Annotated in this window: 13 protein-coding genes; 6 read left to right on the top strand and 7 right to left on the bottom strand. The window is 36.3% G+C overall.

The window, feature by feature from the left end; translation table 11 throughout:
• Positions 1–475: 475 nt before the first annotated feature.
• From lpdA to ampD, 6 genes are all read right to left on the bottom strand, one after another.
• Entirely contained in the window at positions 476–1906 is a 1431-nt protein-coding gene (lpdA, locus tag Q4503_RS17505; protein ID WP_303603048.1) for a dihydrolipoyl dehydrogenase, read from the bottom strand.
• 131 nt (positions 1907–2037) lie between these two features.
• Positions 2038–3714: a dihydrolipoyllysine-residue acetyltransferase gene (gene aceF, locus Q4503_RS17500; RefSeq protein ID WP_303603047.1), complete on the bottom strand. Its 1677-nt coding sequence runs from the start codon at positions 3712–3714 to the stop codon at positions 2038–2040.
• Positions 3715–3738: 24 nt separating this feature from the next.
• Entirely contained in the window at positions 3739–6420 is a 2682-nt protein-coding gene (gene aceE, locus Q4503_RS17495) for a pyruvate dehydrogenase (acetyl-transferring), homodimeric type (protein ID WP_303603046.1), read from the bottom strand.
• Positions 6421–6519: 99 nt separating this feature from the next.
• Complete coding sequence (gene pdhR / locus Q4503_RS17490; RefSeq protein ID WP_215973444.1) at positions 6520–7266, bottom strand: pyruvate dehydrogenase complex transcriptional repressor PdhR; 747 nt, start codon at positions 7264–7266, stop codon at positions 6520–6522.
• A 339-nt stretch (positions 7267–7605) separates the two neighbouring features.
• Entirely contained in the window at positions 7606–8553 is a 948-nt protein-coding gene (ampE, locus tag Q4503_RS17485; RefSeq protein ID WP_303603045.1) for a beta-lactamase regulator AmpE, read from the bottom strand.
• A 152-nt stretch (positions 8554–8705) separates the two neighbouring features.
• Positions 8706–9320 (bottom strand): 1,6-anhydro-N-acetylmuramyl-L-alanine amidase AmpD, encoded by a 615-nt coding sequence (ampD, locus tag Q4503_RS17480; protein WP_303603044.1) that lies wholly within the window; start codon positions 9318–9320, stop codon positions 8706–8708.
• A 43-nt stretch (positions 9321–9363) separates the two neighbouring features.
• Between ampD and Q4503_RS17475 the strand changes: the two genes are divergently transcribed.
• Positions 9364–9885, top strand: coding sequence for a TIGR02281 family clan AA aspartic protease (locus tag Q4503_RS17475; RefSeq protein ID WP_215973447.1), 522 nt, complete (start codon positions 9364–9366; stop codon positions 9883–9885).
• Between the two features lie 12 nt (positions 9886–9897).
• On the top strand, positions 9898–10815 hold the full coding sequence (gene nadC / locus Q4503_RS17470; protein ID WP_303603043.1) for a carboxylating nicotinate-nucleotide diphosphorylase: 918 nt from the start codon (positions 9898–9900) through the stop codon (positions 10813–10815).
• A 338-nt stretch (positions 10816–11153) separates the two neighbouring features.
• Here the strand turns inward: nadC and msrA are convergent, their stop codons facing one another.
• A complete protein-coding gene (gene msrA / locus Q4503_RS17465; RefSeq protein WP_303603049.1) occupies positions 11154–11723 on the bottom strand; it encodes a peptide-methionine (S)-S-oxide reductase MsrA in 570 nt (189 codons plus the stop codon).
• A gap of 277 nt (positions 11724–12000) precedes the next feature.
• Here msrA and Q4503_RS17460 point away from each other — a divergent pair, with 277 nt between their 5' ends.
• The 4 genes from Q4503_RS17460 (at position 12001) to Q4503_RS17445 (ending at position 17656) form a co-directional block, all read left to right on the top strand.
• Positions 12001–13623, top strand: coding sequence for a methyl-accepting chemotaxis protein (locus Q4503_RS17460; RefSeq protein ID WP_303603042.1), 1623 nt, complete (start codon positions 12001–12003; stop codon positions 13621–13623).
• A gap of 85 nt (positions 13624–13708) precedes the next feature.
• Positions 13709–15484, top strand: a complete 1776-nt coding sequence (locus Q4503_RS17455) for a GGDEF domain-containing protein (RefSeq protein ID WP_215973450.1) — start codon at positions 13709–13711, stop codon at positions 15482–15484.
• A gap of 283 nt (positions 15485–15767) precedes the next feature.
• Positions 15768–17015 (top strand): HAMP domain-containing sensor histidine kinase, encoded by a 1248-nt coding sequence (locus Q4503_RS17450; RefSeq protein WP_303603041.1) that lies wholly within the window; start codon positions 15768–15770, stop codon positions 17013–17015.
• 89 nt (positions 17016–17104) lie between these two features.
• Positions 17105–17656, top strand: coding sequence for a response regulator transcription factor (locus Q4503_RS17445; RefSeq protein WP_215973452.1), 552 nt, complete (start codon positions 17105–17107; stop codon positions 17654–17656).
• Positions 17657–17659: the final 3 nt, after the last annotated feature.

Genomic DNA, 17659 nt, shown 5'->3' with positions numbered 1-17659 from the left:
TTTTCTTGGTCGAAAGATCGGATCGTGGAACGGGCACTTAGTTCAATTTAATTAATTCTTATCCCGAGCTGAGGTTACTTAGCTTCGTCATTAGAATTTATATACCTACAAGTTATAAAATATGATTGCGACCTTGGGTGAATAGGCGCTGTTATCAGTAACAGAGCGTAGACTTTATATGAACTCACTATTACCTTTTGGTAATAGTGATTTTTTTAGCGTATTATCCTCAACGTACTCTTTGTATCTTGAAGGTACTCCTATCATCTTGGGCTTGATTCAGAATCTCCGTTTATTTGTTATTAATTCGTTGGAATTTCGTATTTAGTGAGTTACAGGGTTACGGCTATGCTGACGTATCAAAAGTTATGTCAGAAAACAGGGAAATAAAGTATATGTTTTTTCTGAGTTATAAAGTAAAAAACCAGCATAATTGCTGGTTTTTAAATTGAAAAGTCTACTTTTTATAGATTAATTACTTTTTCTTTTTAACAGCTTTAGCATTTGGTAAATCAGTGATTGAACCTTCAAAGATTTCAGCAGCTAAGCCAATAGATTCATTTAACGTTGGGTGAGCATGAATTGTTAAACCAACATCTTCTGCATCAGCGCCCATTTCTACGGCTAAACAAATTTCACCAAGCATTTCGCCTGCATTGATACCAACTATAGCACCACCTAAAACACGACCAGTTTCTTTTTCGAAAATCATCTTAGTTTTACCTTCAGTACGTGCTGAAGCGATAGCACGACCAGAAGCGGCCCATGGGAAGTTGGCAACTTCAATATTTAAACCTTGCTCTTTTGCTTCACGTTCAGTAACACCAACCCATGCCATTTCAGGATCAGTATAAGCAATTGAAGGAATACAACGAGGATCAAACTCATGTTTTTTACCTGATATTACTTCAGCAGCACAATGCGCTTCATGTACGGCTTTATGAGCAAGCATAGGTTGTCCTACAACATCACCAATAGCAAAGATATGTGGAACATTTGTACGAAGTTCTTTAGAAACATTGATAAAACCACGCTCATCAACATTTACACCTGCTTTATCTGCGCCAACTAGTTGACCATTTGGTTTACGACCTACAGCAACTAAGATCTTATCGTAACGAACTTGGCCTTCAGGAGCATTCTTACCTTCAAAAGTTACGTATAAGCCATCGTCTTTAGCTTCAACTGCAACAACTTTAGTAGACAACATGATGTTGAACTTGTTTTTGTTGTAGTTAGTGTAAATTTTAACAATGTCTTTATCAGCGGCAGGTACTAATTGATCAGCAAACTCAACCACACTTACATTAGAGCCAAGCGCTGAATACACAGTGCCCATTTCTAAGCCAATAATACCACCACCTAGTACTAACATCTCACCAGGAACATCTTCAAGTTCAAGAGCACCAGTAGAGTCAATAACACGTGGGTCATCATTAGGAATAAACGGTAAATCGATAACTGAAGAGCCACAAGCGATAATAGCATTATCGAAAGTAATGGTCGTTTTACCGTCAGCACCTTCAACTTCAATTGTTTTATCTGATGTGAATTTACCAAAACCTGTAACAGTATTAACTTTACGTGCTTTTGACATTCCGCCTAAACCACTCGTAAGTTGGCCGATAACATCTTCTTTCCAGCTACGAATTTTGTCTAAGTTAATTTCTGGCTTACCAAATGTTACACCATGAGAAGCCATTGCAGCAGCATCATCAATAACTTTAGCAACATGTAATAATGCTTTAGAAGGAATACAGCCTACATTCAAACATACGCCACCTAACGTTGAGCGGCTCTCAACTAATACAACATCTAAACCTAAATCTGCAGCGCGAAAAGCAGCAGAATAACCACCGGGGCCACCACCTAAAATAACAACCTGAGTTTTTATCTCGTTACTCATACAATCCTCAATAAACTATGAAAGTTTTAATTTGTGTAAATATATTATACCAAGTTAATAATATTGGCATTAATAGCGAAATTCTACGCTTATCTGGTGAATTTCGCCAATATTAATTAAGAAAATTCTGACTAAAGTATTAATTTACGAATGTCAGACATCACACTAGCTAAATGTACGGTAAATCGAGCGGCAAGTGCACCATCAATTACACGATGATCATAAGACATCGATAATGGTAACATCAGCTTAGGTTCAAACTCTTTACCATTCCATTTCGGTTTCATTTCTGATTTTGATACACCTAAAATAGCAACTTCAGGCGCATTAACGATTGGTGTAAATGCAGTACCACCAATACCACCGAGACTAGAAATAGTAAAACAACCACCTTGCATATCAGCCGCTTTGAGTTTGCCTTCGCGTGCTTTAACACTAATTTCTAAAAGCTCACGAGACAATTCGTAAATACCTTTCTTATCAACATCTCGTACAACGGGAACTACTAGTCCGTTTGGTGTATCTACAGCGACACCAATGTGGATGTACTTCTTAAGGATTAAGCTTTCACCATCTTCACTTAAGCTTGAGTTAAATGTTGGATAGGCACGTAAAGCGTCTGCTGCCGCTTTTAAAATAAACACAAGAGGTGTAATTTTAAAGCCAAGCTTTTGTTTTTCACAAACAACGTTTTGCTCCTTACGGAAAGCTTCAACATTGGTAATATCAGCTTCATCAAACTGAGTAACATGAGGAATAGTAACCCAGTTACGATGTAAGAATGGTCCAGATATTTTTTGAATACGTGTTAATGCTTTCGTTTCAATCTCACCAAATTTTGAGAAATCAATAGCCTTAGCACTAACAACTTGTAGTCCACCTTCACCCGCTGCTACAGAACTACCTGCATTTGCTTTTGGACGAGAAAGTTCATATTTTACATAAGACTGAACATCTTCTTTTAATATACGGCCTTTATTACCTGTGCCTTTAACCAAGGTTAAATCGACACCAAATTCACGGGCAATACGTCGAATAGAAGGTGAGGTATAAATCGTTCCTTTATTTACTACGCCTGACTGTGGGTGATGCGGTACAGGTGAACTAGCTGGAGCCGTTGTTGGCGAAACTTTCGCTGGTGCTTCTTTAGGAGCACTAACTTCAGCAACAGGGGCTTCAGCCACAGGTGCTTCAACTGATGAGCCACCAGCAGTTTCAAGTTTAATAACAAGTGAACCTTGTTTAACTTTATCACCATTTGAAATGTAAACTTCTTTAACTGTACCTGAATGGGTAGAAGGTACATCCATCGTTGCTTTGTCAGTTTCAACAGTGATTAAGCCGTCTTCCGCTTCAACAACATCACCTACACTAACTAGTACATCAATGACATCAACTTCGCCATCTTCACCTATATCAGGTACAGCGATATCAATAATTTCTGATGCAGCTGATGAAGTGGCAGCTGCTACAGGGGCTTCTTCAGCAGCTGGCTCTTGAGCCGGCGCTTCAGGAGCTGATGCTTCTTCAGCAGCAGGAGCAGGTTCACTTTCAGCTTCAGTGCCTTCTGATTCAGCACTTTCCATTTCGGCAATGATATCGCCTTCTTTAATTTTGTCACCAACGTTTACAGTTAAGCTAACAAGCTTACCTGCAAATGGAGCTGGGATATCCATAGAAGCTTTATCAGTTTCAACGGTAATAATACCTTCATCAGCTTCAATTTTGTCGCCAACAGCAAAACAAATTTCGATAATTTCAACTTCATCGCCACCTACATCAGGGACTAGAATTTTTTCAATAGACATTATATTTTCCTCTCTAGTCACTAATTATGCGTAAAGTGGGTTAAGTTTTTCAGTGTTTATATCAAAGCGTTTAATCGCCTCTGAAACAACTGAGCTTTCAATATCACCACGGTTTGCTAATTCAAATAATGAAGCAACAACAACATATGCAGCACTTACTTCAAAATGCTTACGTAAATTTGCACGACTATCACTACGACCAAAACCATCAGTACCTAAACAACGGTATTCTGTATCAATGTATGCACGTACTTGGTCTGAATAGTTTTTAATATAATCAGTTGCAGAAATTGCAGGACCAGCTTCTTTGGTAATTACTTGGGTTATGTATGGCACACGTGGCTTGCTTTCAGGGTGAAGCATATTCCAGCGTGTTACGTCTTGACCATCTCGGCCTAATTCATTAAATGAAGTTACTGAGTAAACATCGCTTGATATGTTGTAATCATTAGCAAGAATTTGTGCAGCTTCACGTACTTTTTCTAAAATAGTACCTGAACCTAATAATTGAACATTAGCAATGGCTTTACCTTTAGCAGGAGCAACTTGTTCTAGTTGATAAATACCTTTAATGATTTCTTCTTCAACAGTTTTACTTTCAGGCATTGCTGGGTGTTGATAGTTTTCATTCATTAATGTTAAGTAGAAGAAGATATTTTCATTTTCTTCATACATACGACGTAAACCTTCACGCACGATAACTGCAATTTCATAACCGTATGTTGGATCGTAAGTTACACAGTTAGGAATTAAACCTGCTTGCACGTGTGAATGACCATCTTGATGTTGAAGACCTTCACCGTTAAGTGTTGTTCTACCAGCCGTTGCACCTAATAAGAAACCACGTGCTTGGCTATCACCAGCGGCCCATGCTAAATCACCAACACGTTGGAAACCAAACATCGAATAGTAAATGTAGAATGGAATAGTGGTCGCATTACATGTTGAGTAAGATGTACCTGAAGCAACCCAAGAAGCCATAGCACCTAATTCGTTAATACCTTCTTGTAGTACTTGACCTTTTTTATCTTCACGGTAGTAAGCTACTTGATCAGCATCTTGAGGGACATATTTTTGACCTTCACTTGCATAAATACCTACTTGACGGAATAAACCTTCCATACCGAAAGTACGTGCTTCATCAGGAATAATTGGTACAACACGTTTACCTATCTTCTTATCTTTTAATAAGCTGTTAAGTACACGTACAAATGTCATTGTTGATGACACTTGACGATCGCCTGAGCCTTTTAATATTGGTTCAAATATTTTAAGTGCCGGGATTTCAAGTTGCTCTTCCGCTTGTTCACGACGTGCTGGTAATGAACCACCTAGTGCTTCACGGCGCGCTTTCATGTACTTATATTCTTCGCTGTCTTCAGGGAATCGGTAGAAAGGTAAATCAGCGATTTCGTCATCACTTACCGGAATGTTAAAACGATCACGGTAATGCTTAATTGATTCAACATCCATTTTCTTAACGTTATGGGCAATGTTTAACGCTTCGCCTGAAGCACCTAAACCAAAACCTTTAACTGTTTTCGCTAAGATAACGGTTGGACGGCCTTTAGTGTTCATTGCTTTTTCATAAGCGGCATAAACTTTAACTGGATCATGACCACCACGGTTTAAACGCCAAATGTCTTTATCAGACATGTTAGCAACCATCGCTTCTGTTTCTGGGTATTTGTTAAAGAATTTTTCGCGCGTATATTTACCGCCTTTCGCTTTACAGTTCTGATATTCACCATCAACAGTTTCATTCATTAATTGTAATAACTTACCTGATGTATCACGTGCAAGTAACGGATCCCAGTAGCTACCCCAAATAACTTTAACTACTTCCCAGCCAGCGCCACGGAATGTACCTTCAAGTTCTTGAATGATTTTTCCATTACCACGTACAGGACCATCTAAGCGCTGTAAGTTACAGTTAATAACAAATGTTAAGTTATCTAAACCTTCACGAGAAGCTAAACCAATAGCACCTAATGATTCTGGCTCATCTGTTTCACCATCACCTAAGAAACAGTATACACGTTGACCAGAACAATCTTTAATACCACGATCGGTTAGATATTTTAAGAAGCGTGCAGTGTAAATCGCTTGCAATGGACCTAAACCCATAGAAACTGTTGGGAACTGCCAAAAATCTTTCATTAAATGAGGATGAGGGTATGAAGATAAACCTTCGCCATCACATTCTTGACGGAAGTTGTTCATTTGCTCTTCAGTTAAACGGCCTTCCATAAAAGCACGAGAGTAGATACCTGGAGAAATATGACCCTGAGCAAAAATAAAGTCGCCACCATCTTTTTCTGAAGCAGCTTTGAAGAAGTGGTTAAAACCAACATCATAAAGTGTAGAAGAAGAAGCAAAACTACCAATATGGCCACCAAGCTCTAAATCTTTTTTAGAGGCACGTAATACTAATACTAACGCATTCCAACGAATGGCAGCACGAATACGCGACTCTATCGTTTGATCCGCAGGCATATGAGGCTCTTGTCCTGGCGGGATAGTATTTACATAAGCAGTTGTTGCTTCAAAAGGTAAATGTGTACCACCGCGACGGGCGCGCTCAATTAAGGCTTCAAGTAAAAAGTGTGCGCGTTCAGGACCTTCATTTTCTAATACTGATTCCATCGATTCTAACCACTCTTGGGTTTCTAATGAATCGATATCAATGTTTGGTAGATCTGACATATTGTGTTGTCTCCAATATTATTGGTTTATTTAATAATTTTTTACATATTTGGCATAGGTTATCTACGCATTTATATACATTAGCTTTTAAATCAGTTTTTACATTCGTCTCATGGAACGTTCCATACGACTGTGTTCGTGCGTTAGCTTTAACAGTACTTCTTCAATAAAAGCAAGGTGACGATGACTTGCACCCCAAGCTTTTTTGGGCTGTCCGCTCGTAATAGCGTCAAGCAAATTTCTTCTATAATCTGTTATCTTGCTAAAGATATCAGGACGTTTTGCTAACATTGTTAAATTTCGTTCTATGTTATCTATCAATAGTGCTGACATACTTCTAGCAGTATGTAATATCACAGCATTATGTGACGCAGTACATATAGCAACATAAAATTCATAAACGGCATTAGCTTCTATACTATAGTCGTTCTCTAATTGACAATTGCCTATATTGTCATGTTTGGCTTGTATATTCTCAAAATCGGCACTTGTTCCACGCATTGCAGCATAATAAGAAGCCATGCCTTCGATACCATGGCGAAATTCTAATAAATCAAATTGTGATTCATTGTTTTCTGCCATCAAATCAAATAATGGGTCAGAAAAAGACTTCATAATCGCTTTCGATACGAAAGTGCCGCCGCCTTGTTTACGTGTAACTAATCCTTTAGCTTCTAACTTTTGTACTGCCTCACGAAGTGAGGGGCGAGAAACATCAAATTTTTTAGCTAGCTCACGTTCAGGTAATAGTTTCTCGCCTGGCAGTAAACCACCTTCTAAAATCATGTTCTCTAATTGCACTAAAATAATGTCAGATAGCTTTTTTTGTTTTAATGGCTGTTGCATTAAGTGTTAAATCCTAATAAATATCTCTTGGTAAATTGGTATTACCATTTGTTTTTATGTTAGTAAAATAACAAAGATGCTTGTAGTTAGCAATGTAATTTAGTTGAGTTTTGCTTGTAAAGCAAGAAAGATCACGATGAAATGAAGAATAAAAAATAGAGTAAAAACTTAAAACAATTGTTTTATTTTAGTTCTGAAATTATTGGTAATACCAATTTAAAGGCGTAAAAAAGTAGCGATTAACACGAGGTGAAGTAAAGGAATTTCAGAGAATAACATTTAAAAAAAATATTTTCTCTGAAACTGAGTTTGCTTAAATTATTGTTATTACAGTAGTAACTAATTAACAATTCCTATTAATGTGAGTACGGCAATAAGTGCTAACATTAACAAAAGGTTTCTTTTTGCTAGGCGAACTAGTAAGCAAGGCTCTGCTGTGCAGTCTCCATCTTCAAGCATAATATCTTCCGATTTTTGTGCTACATCAATAAGAACTTCATGCGTAAGTTTTTTTGTATCAAATAAACTTTCTAACCACATTGGAAACGCTTTAGAAAAATGTCCAACGAACATATAACCGAATGAGGTAATGCGTACCGGTAACCAATCAATGTAGAACAAAATTTTGTGATAATTATTACAGCTTAATGTCGTTTTATCGTTAATGCTCTCATCGTGAGAACTTTCAAGTGGTGAACCTATAGTTTCTTCAACAAGTGTTTGTTCGCTATCCTTAACTTCAGCTGTTTCATTTTCACTGGTTTTATTTAAGGTACAGCCATTTTCTTGCTCTATTACTGTCGTTAATAAACGATAAAACACCGCTCCTGCCGCCCCAAAAACAATGAAAAAAAGCATAATGGCAATATAGTAACGGTAATTTAACCAAATAAGTGCTTGGCCAAAGCCAACGGCAGGTAGGTTTTTATCTTCCAGTAACTGCTGATGGTGTAAACTCGAAGTGGTATCGTCACCTTTAAAGGCAGCAAGTAAATATTGTTTGTAACTGTTTCTTGTCTTAGAGCAACCTAAGGTGACAATAAGCACTAGGGTTGAAATAATTAAATGTAATAACCCATTATCTACTATGGCTAAAATGCCATAAATTATAGCGACAGGAACTAGCAAAAATAGAGTGTAACGAATATTTGTTGCTTTGATGTTTGATAAAACACCGTTAGTTTGGAAAAAACTGATATATTTTTGATAGTAAAAATCGAAGCGCCATATGGATGAAGAAAGGGTTTTTTCAGCCATTAAGGCGATTAGTAAACTTAGTAAACTCATGTGTAACCTTATTTATTAATAAATAGAATCCATTTGTCATAAGGATCAATTAATTGTATGTATTGATTAATGCCAATACGGTACTTTTCTTTTTAATAAAGCTCTGTAATTTAAAGCATAGTTGTATTTTTTGTCGCGATAAATTAAAAGAATTATTCGTTAACTTTGTTGCTTTGTAAACACTGATGAAAATAGGGCCAATTAAATGCTGGCCCAGGATCTGTTTTTCTACCTTTAGCAATATCACAATGTCCAGTAATATTTTCATTACTAACAAGCGGATAATTTTTTTGTATCATTGCTGTTAGTGCCGCTAATGCTTGGTATTGTGCTTTTTCATAAGGAATATCATCTGTACCTTCAAGTTCAATACCGATAGAAAAGTCATTACACTTTTCTATGCCATTAAAATTAGATACGCCCGCATGCCATGCTTTATCATTAAAAGATACATACTGAATAATACTGCCATCACGCTTAATTAAGCAATGGGCAGATACTTGTAATTCAGCTATGTCAGCAAAGCTCGGATGGGCATTGGCATCTATTCTTCCAAGAAAGAGATCTGTTATATAATTATTACCAAATTCACCCGCAGGTAATGAGATATTGTGAACAACTAATAAAGAAACAGGTACACTTTGGCATCTAGGCGTGAAAAAAGGCGATCTTTGTTGAGACTGCTCTGATAACCAACCATTTTCTATGGTGTAGTTCGGTTGCAAATTATTACGCTTTATCACTTTTTTCTGCTTGCTTAACGACATACAATAACTTTTATTTTAACGCTTATGTGAGAATTTCTTTATTATGACTGAAGATGACTCAACAAACAAAATCGCTAAGTTATTTGTTTGGCTTGCATGGATTATTGCGATTGCATTATTAATGTATTTTTTTCAAGGTGTGCTTGATAAACAATATAATCCAAATAGTCAGCCACAAGTTAGCTTAAATAGTTCAGGGCAGGCAGAAGTTGTTTTACAGCAAAATAAGCAAGGACACTATGTTACATTGGGTAGTATTAATGAATCCCCGGTAACTTTTTTACTTGATACAGGGGCAACGCAAGTGTCAATTCCGGCTCATATCGCTGATGAATTACAGCTAGAAAGCTTTGGTAGTTACCCTGTTAGAACCGCAAATGGTACGGTAACTGTTTATAAAACTCAAATAGATCAACTTAGCATTGGTAATATTTTCCTATATAATGTTGCCGCGCATATCAACCCTGCAATGAAAAGTGATGCCATTTTGCTGGGCATGAGTGCTTTAAAAGAAGTAGAGTTTAGCCAAAAAGGCAAACAACTCACTTTACGTGAATACCGCTAACAGGAATAAAAAATGCATACTTCTGAACAACTTACTACAGCCCTTTCTGCTGAGATAAGCAAACTAAAACAAGATATCACCGCAACTGTTAGTTGGGCACTGAAAGAAGATTTAGGTGTTGTTGATGGACAACAGCCTAAAGTAGAACAAGATATTACCGCGATGTTAATTCCTGCAAATGAACAAGCAGTAGCAACTGTTATTACGCGTGAAGACTGTATTGTTTGTGGTATTTCTTGGGTTAATGAAGTATTTTCACAATTAGATAAGTCACAGCCCGAGTTAGCAAAAACTAAAATCACTTGGTTTGTTAGTGACGGAGAAAAAGTTAAAGCAAACACAATCTTATTTCAACTTGAAGGTAATGCTCGCACTTTGTTAACGGGAGAGCGTACAGCACTTAACTTTCTGCAAACCTTATCGGGTACAGCAACCTTAACAAGCCGATATGTGCAAGAATTAGCAGGCTCAAATACTAAACTTTTAGATACTCGCAAAACATTACCCGGTTTACGTAGCGCACAAAAATACGCGGTATTATCGGGTGGTGGTGTAAACCATAGAATAGGCTTGTTCGATGCTTTCCTAATTAAAGAAAATCACATTGCTGCTTGCGGTGGTATTGCACAAGCTGTTGCTACAGCAAAACAAAATCACAGTGATAAAACCGTTGAAGTGGAAGTAGAGTCAATGGATGAACTTCAACAAGCACTAAGGGCAGGGGCTGATATTATTATGTTAGATAATTTTACCCCTACCATGATTGAAGAAGCGGTTAGTGCGACACGTGGTAAAGCTAAATTAGAAGTATCGGGTAATATGACGATAGAAATTTTACAAGAATACACTAAAGCTGGTGTTGATTTTATTTCTAGTGGCGCACTAACTAAGCACGTACAAGCTGTCGATTTATCAATGCGCTTTCAGTAATTATTCAGTCGCACTTTACAGTAACTATTTTAGTTTTTGGGCTTAAGGACAGTATTTAAATAAAGCTAACTAGCGTAACAGCGCAAGTGTTTTTCGCTTTAAGAGATTAAGAGAGTGGGTTGGTAAAATAATGGAACGAGTGATATTCAAAGGTGTTTGAATAGTTCATTATTTGATATGGCAACTAGAAGCTTACTTGTCAAAAGCAGCTAAATAGGTGCGGCTACCTACTGGGCTTTATCAGCAGAGCCAAAAGAAGTATTTTATGCTCGTTATGGGGATTTAGAGCGGCTAAATACTTCTTTAAGCCAAAGTGTTTATAAACTTTATATTTTTAGCTATTTTAATTTACTAACAAATGTTTGCCTAAATTTTGCTAATTTAGGTGATACTACTGCTTGGCAATATTGATTCTCAGGATTATTGTTAACGTAATCTTGATGATACTCTTCACCAGAATAAAATACTTCTGTAGCACACACTTGTGTGACAATGTCTTGCTCAAACATTGTTGCTTCTGTCATTTCTTTAATGATTGTTTCAGCTATTTTTTTCTGAGAGTCATCATGATAAAAAATCGCCGAACGGTATTGCGTCCCTATATCGTTACCTTGTCGATTTAATTGTGTCGGATCATGTAAGGTAAAAAATATTTCCAGTATTTCTTGGTAAGTAATTACAGCAGGATCAAAACTAAGTTGTACTACTTCAGCGTGCCCAGTTTCACTTGTACATATTTCTTCATAGGTTGGTGAAACTGTTTGCCCACCCATGTACCCTGATGTGGCTGAAAATATACCTTTAACTTGCGTGAAAGCCCCTTCAATACACCAAAAGCATCCTCCTGCTAGGGTAGCAAGTTGGTTGGTGTTATCACTTTGAGTGTTATTAACATCAGTTGTTGTCATTTTTGTCATAGGGTTTCTATTCACTATTATTTGCGAATTAATCTTTCAATTAATTTACCGTTTAAATTAGAGGTTAATTGAAATATTAATATATTCATTTAGTCGCACATATTACAACAATAAATTGTGTAGTTAAACTGTCATTAGCGTAAGACCTTTTAAGGTATAACAACATCCCCGATGAAATATATCTGTAATACTTAAGTAACATTACCGTCATACTGTCTTGTTATTCTGCAATTAATTATAGTCTACTCTTTTAATGTCAAACTCTTAAATGAAAAAACTAAGTCGAGTTAGCAGTAAACTTATTATTTTATCTTTGGTGCCTTTACTTATATTTAGCATTATTATATTTGCTTGTATTAAGGTATCAACAGATCGTCATCTACAAGCTCAAAAAATACTTGAAGAACGATTAAGCCAAACCCAACGGCTTAATTTAATTATTAGAACCTTTACTTCTAATATTATTGATACTACTCATAAGTCTCGAAGCGGGATGGAGTTATGGCAAGATGCCAAAACAAAAGTCGCCGCAGGGAAAGCTATTATTGTTCAGCAGTGGCAAGCGTATAAAAATGGTAATTTATCGAGTAAAGAAAGTGAATTAATTCCAGAGATTCAGCCACTTTATGATAAAAGCCTGAATGCAATAACCATTATAGCTGAGTTAATTGAGGAGGGCTCTTCGTATGGCATGGGGAATTATGTCGATTTAAAACTCTATAGTTCCTTAGAGCCCTTCTTAACAAAATTAGATCAATTAGTTTTATTACAAAAACAATTAGCTCATGAAGACAGTTTATTGAGTAGTAAGTTAACCACACAAACGAACCAGATAATTTTGCTCACCGTAAGTATCGTTTCTGTTTTAATTTTATTAATGGGCTGGTCAATTTTCCACTCGATTAGAACTCCTCTCAAACACTTACACCGCACGATAATTAATGTTGAAAAAGAGTCTAATTTATCCTTAAGAGTCGATTTAAACAATCAAGATGAGTTAGGTGAAATAGGGCAGAGCTTTAACCTTATGATGGATAGAATTGTTGGTTTTGTCGGTACTTTAGCGAATATAGGTACAACATTAGATGCAGCAACTGAAAAAACTATTATTGCTTGTCAGGCAGCACAAGGGCAAGTGACAAGTACACAGAATGAGTTATCTAATGCTAACGCTGCTATTACCCAAATGACCAAAGCTGTTGAAATTACTCAGGGGCATACCGAGAATACAATTACTGTTAGCAAAGAGGCAGATAAACATGCTGCAGATAATTTTAAAGTTGTTGTCCAATCGTCACAGCAAATCAAACAACTTGCAGAAGCTATTGGCCACTCTACTCAACAGATGAATGATTTAAGGGAGCATGGGCAGCAAATAAACTCTGTATTAACGGTGATAAAAGCTGTTGCCGATCAAACTAACTTATTAGCGCTAAATGCGGCTATTGAAGCTGCTCGTGCTGGAGAGCAAGGGCGAGGTTTTGCCGTTGTTGCTGATGAAGTTCGCTCGCTTGCATTACGTACTCAAGAATCAACAGGGGAAATAGAAAGCGTTATTGCGAATATCAGAAAAGCCACTGATGATGCAGCTGAGCAAATGAGAAAAAATGAAGACTTTGCTAATCAAGGTGCGCAAACGATCAAAAACACAGAATATAATCTACAAATTATTACACATTCATTTAGTGAAATAATTAGTAAAAATGAAATTATTGCTCAAAACCAAAGTGAACAATTACAAGTGGTTGCAGAGGTGAAAAATAGAATGGATCGCGTTTTTTCTTTATCAGATAAGAGCCGTTCAAATACTAATAATGTCTTAGATAATGCCAAGTTAGCTGAAAATTTAAGTTTAGAATTAAAACAAGCATTAACCCAATTTCATTATTAATCAATAACCTTAACCTTAACCTTTTTAATATTATTAATACTGATGTCTAAGGATAGGCTTTTGTCACCAATTATGAGATAAATCCATGCAAGCAACCATTCAATCCATTGTATCTAATAAGCTTATTACGACTGTTTTTCAGCCAATATTTGATGTTGAAAATGAAATAATTGTTGGTTATGAGGCGTTATCGCGTGGACCTAAAAATACTGATTTTTATTCACCTGAGGCATTATTCTTACAGGCACAAGAAGATAACTTATTGTCTGAACTTGAACTGCTATGTCGAGCAAGTGCAATTACACGTTTTGTTGAGCTGAAGTTAGCAGGTAAGTTGTTTATTAATATTTGTTTGAATGTCATGCTTAATAAAGATCACCCTCACGGTGAAACGATCAAATTGGTTGAGCAGGCTGGATTATCACCACAGCAAGTGGTTATCGAAATCAGTGAAAAGTCACCGTTTCCCAATAATGATATTTTGCTTAAGGCACTGAATAAATATAGAAAATTCGGTTTTGATATTGCCATAGATGATGTCGGTGTCGGGTATTCAGGTTTAAAGCAGTGGAGTTACTTACGCCCTGACATTGTTAAAATAGATCGATACTTTATTGATCGTTGTGATCAAGACGTGATGAAGCGAGAGTTTTTAAAAACGTTATTTGAATTAGGGCGAATATCTAACGCTCATATAATTGCTGAAGGTATTGAAACTAAAGAAGAGTTTGAGTTACTGCGTGAGCTTGGTATGGTTTATAGTCAAGGCTTTTTCTTAGCTAAACCGAGCGAAAATCCAATAAGGTGTTTTCCAGTCCTTGATATTAGCTCTTCTGTCGAGTTGCAATCGAATGTTGAGACTATTGCCTCGCTTGTTACAGCAACCACAACGGTTGATTATAACCAAAATGTTAATTATGTTTATGAGCTGTTCACTCAAAACCTTAATGTTCATGCTATCCCTGTTTTACATGATGATAAACCGTTAGGAATGATTTTTCGTAATCAATTGATGGAATCATACTCTGATATTTATGGCAGAGCGCTGTTTTCTAAAAAGTCTGCTCGTGACATTATGTCTAATACGCCAATGATTATTGAGCATTCTATGCCTTTAGAACAAGTTAGTGCGTTATTAACCGCCAGAGCAAACTCAGAATTTACCCAACCCTCTATTATTACTGAACATGGAAAGTATATTGGTGTTGTTTCACCGCGAGATTTATTAAGAAGTATCACTGAATCAAAGTTAGAACAAGCGAGATACGCGAATCCATTAACCGGTTTACCTGGTAATGTGGTAATAGAAAAAGAAATAGATTACATGCTAAATAAGAAAAAACCGTTTAATTTAGCCTATTTGGATTTAAATCATTTTAAGCCGTTTAATGATATTTATGGCTATGCTAAAGGGGATTTATTACTGAAAACATTGGCGAATTGCATAATGATTAACACAAACAATAAACATTGTTTTGTTGGTCATATCGGTGGCGATGATTTTATTATTATGTTTAAAAGTAATGATGTTGAATGGGTGTGTCAAAAAATATTAGCTGACTTTGCTAAACAAAGTTTGTCATTTATTACCAAAGAACATCAAGATCAACAGGGGTATAATGCTTTAGATCGTAGAGGGAATAATATCTTTCATCCTTTAGTGAGCTTAGCTATTGGCGTAATCCAACCTGATCCTACTTGTTACAACTCTTACCACCAAATAGCTGATTTAGCCTCTAAAGCTAAATCAGAAGCTAAAAAGCAAACCGGTAATAGTTTATTTATTTGCAGAAGACAAAAACTAGACGAGTTTAAGGGAACTGACAATAATCTCCCTCAAGAGCGAGTTAATATCAGTTAGGCTGATTAATCAGGTTATTTGGTGTTGTCTATCACTGTCCTCACTCTCTGTTAACTGCCACTTAAATTAGATTTAAATTTAAGTGGCAGTGGGCTCATCTGCTATTTTAAATGATTTTAAAACAGATAACTTATTACCAAATTATTGTACTGTTTTTTGATTTTACTCATTACATAACTCAAAAATAAAGATAATATGATATACATATTTATTTACAGAGTGAGCTTAGCGAAGGCTTATTAAGCTAAGTGCCGCTTTGCTAACCTAATATTGTTAGTCATTTATGTTTCCATTTTTTAAAATCGCTAGTTTTTCAACAACCTTAAAGTCAGGCAACCCTATGCAAATGGTACTTGCTTTACGTAGTGTCGCCATTGTTATTCAATTATTGTTAATACTTTTTGTTAACCTAGTTTTAAATTATCAACTGCCATGGGCTCCTTTATTTGGCGTTATTGCACTAGAATTAATTTATACTTTTATTAGTTTTGTGTTTTATCAAAAAAAATTGCAAGTTAGTCAACTGGCTTTATTAATACAAATTTGCTCTGACATCGTATTTATGTCGCTGTTATTATTTTTTAGCGGTGGTGCAACGAATGCTTTTGTGTCGTTATTATTAATACCCATTGCCATTGCTGCTGTGACACTACCACCCACCTTACTCGCTTTAGTTGCCTTTTTGGCTATTGGCTCTTATAGCATTTTATTATGGTTTTTACCGATGAGTGTTATGCATGGCAATATGGAAGGGCACTTTATTGCGATGGGGATAAACTTTTTGTTTTCTACATTAGTTGTTGCACTTGTGGTCGGAAAAATGGCACGTAGCATTAACCAGCGAGAATTAGCGATTGCCGCTTATCGAGAAGACTTATTAAAGCAAGAGCAAGTAACTTCTCTTGGGGTTGCTTCAGCCCAAGTAACTCACCAATTAGCAACGCCTATTGCAACCATACAATTATTGGTAGATGAACTTGAGGAAGACTTTACTGATAATAGTATTATTGTCGATATGCAAAGTCAGTTAAAACGTTGTAGTGTTAGTTTAGATGCATTCCGTTCGATGGTACTTTCTATTAAAGAGCAAACGAGGACGGTGAGTACCGTCGATAATTTACTCAATGAGATATTAGAAAATTTACGCGTAAATTACCCTGATATTGATGTTAGGCTACTAAAAGAACATCAAGTCGATGTTACTATTATGGCTGATGCAACACTATTACCAGCAATACTTAATTTAATTAATAATGCAATACAAGCAACTAAAGCAAATTCTAACCAAGAAATAACCTTAACGAGTCAAGTAAAAAAGGGCTGTTGGCAATTTATTATTAGGGATAATGGGCCTGGATTTACATTGGAAAAATTAGAAGAATTAGGTATGAAGCCGGTAAGCAGTGAACAAGGTTTGGGGATGGCCGTTTTTTTAAGTCATGCTACGCTTGAGCGACTTGGTGGTAAGTTGTTATTAACCAATCACCATCAAGGAGGCGCTTTAGTTACCTTGACTTTACCGGTGCAATAATTAGCTAAAGCTTTTACGGAACTTAAAATAAGTGTTATTTATTGGGCATCATACAAATTAATACAGACTAGACAGAGAAATGGATTAACATGACTAAAGAATTGCTACTGGTAGAAGATGATACTATATTTGCTAACACGGTTATGCGGCGATTAACCAAACATGGTTTTAATTGCTCACATGTAGACAGTAACTCTGAGGCCCTACTCGCATGCCGTCGACATGCGCCAGATTATATATTACTTGATATGAAATTAGCGCAAGAAACCACATTAGGCATTATTGCGCCATTAAGAAAGGTTAGGCCTCAAAGCCGTATTATCTTACTTACCGGTTTTGCCAGCATTGCTACTGCTGTTGATGCGATCAAGTTAGGGGCAGATGACTATTTATCTAAGCCTTTAGACACACAAACTTTATTAGCGGCTCTAAATGAAAGTAAAGCACCAAGTATTTCAATAGATATTGAATTAGAAGGTGAAACACTATCAGCAGAGCAAGCACAGTGGCAATATATTCAACAAGTATTAAAAGCAAATAACGGTAATATTTCAGCCACCGCTCGTCAGCTATCTATGCATAGACGTACTTTACAGCGTAAACTTCAAAAAAAACCTCAGGGTGATATTGTAAAAAGTTAATAA

The sequence above is a fragment of the Colwellia sp. 6_MG-2023 genome (assembly GCF_030547765.1).
In the GTDB taxonomy this organism is placed as follows: Bacteria; Pseudomonadota; Gammaproteobacteria; order Enterobacterales; family Alteromonadaceae; genus Colwellia.
This window is presented reverse-complemented; position numbering and strand designations above follow the sequence as displayed.